This window comes from Allobosea sp. P4_C6, assembly GCF_056402015.1.
Map to the genome: position 1 here is coordinate 1 of NZ_JBFUIF010000280.1, position 986 is coordinate 986.

The 986-nt window shown below is 58.9% G+C and carries 1 protein-coding gene and 1 pseudogene; both read right to left on the minus strand.

The window, feature by feature from the left end; genetic code table 11:
* Positions 1-150 precede the first annotated feature (150 nt).
* Positions 151-363, minus strand: coding sequence for a hypothetical protein (locus AC1DVA_RS28655; protein ID WP_265055291.1), 213 nt, complete (start codon positions 361-363; stop codon positions 151-153).
* Positions 364-703: 340 nt separating this feature from the next.
* Positions 704-986, minus strand: a pseudogene (locus AC1DVA_RS28660) (DNA polymerase III subunit epsilon); the annotation flags it as partial.

The following is a 986-nucleotide window of genomic DNA, read 5'->3' on the forward strand; positions in this document are numbered from 1 at the left end:
GGCCAGACTTCAAGTCGCGCTGCGTGTCGGCATGGTAGAAGTTGAAGCCGAAGAATATCGCCATGATGATGAAAGCGATTATCGCGACCGCACCTATTCCGGCTTTCGTGGCCTTATCGGGCGGCGGCGGATTGTCGATCGGCATTTCGTTTACTCCGACCCGCTACCAGTCGGGACGTCTCGCTCAGGGTCAGCCGCAGCCCTGTTCTCTACGCCTCTCAGCATGGCGAGTGTGTCCTCGTAGATTTTCACGGCATCGGCGATTGCGGACAGCTCTCGCTCTTCGTCGCTGTCGTGAGTGCAGCCCGCCAGATCATGGGCGCGCTCAAGCGCGGCGTTCAGCTCATCGTCGTTGCGGATCACCAATCGGCTCATGGCCGCTCAACCCAGACGTTGAACTTTCGTTCCTATGGCTTAAGCGATCTCTCGAGTTGGGGACTGCCGACGAGGCGGCGCAAGTTTCGCGCGGTAGGGCAGATAGTGAGGTAACTCTCTCTTGCCCAATTTTCTCCATGACATTTCAATCGAACCGGCGCGTGGCGAACGCGGAGGAATTTGAACGCGCGCGCTTCGTTAAAGAGGTCGGACTTATCGTGCCGCCACACGTTGGAGAAAAGTCAGCCTGCTACTCCGGCCGAGCGACACCGTGGCGAATGCGATCAGCCCAGCTGGGCTTGGCTTCCAGCCGACGAACGGTCGGGGACTACAACAATCTCGCTTGAGCAGGTTCTGCTTCGATCTCGAGCCCGATCCGTCGACGTTCCATTTCAGTCTGGGCACTGAAGCGGAGATCAGCATCGCGGCCTGCCACCATCTCTGACAAGGCAGCGAGACTCAGCTGATCCCAACTCTTGCCACGGTCGAGGCCGGTCGGCACGCGAGGCAAGAGCCCCGGTTGACTGCTCCACAACAGTAGCTGCTCTAGCGATGCTTGGTTCAACATGTCCCTTAGGTGATGTGCCGTCACGTAGGCGTCAGGCATAGCT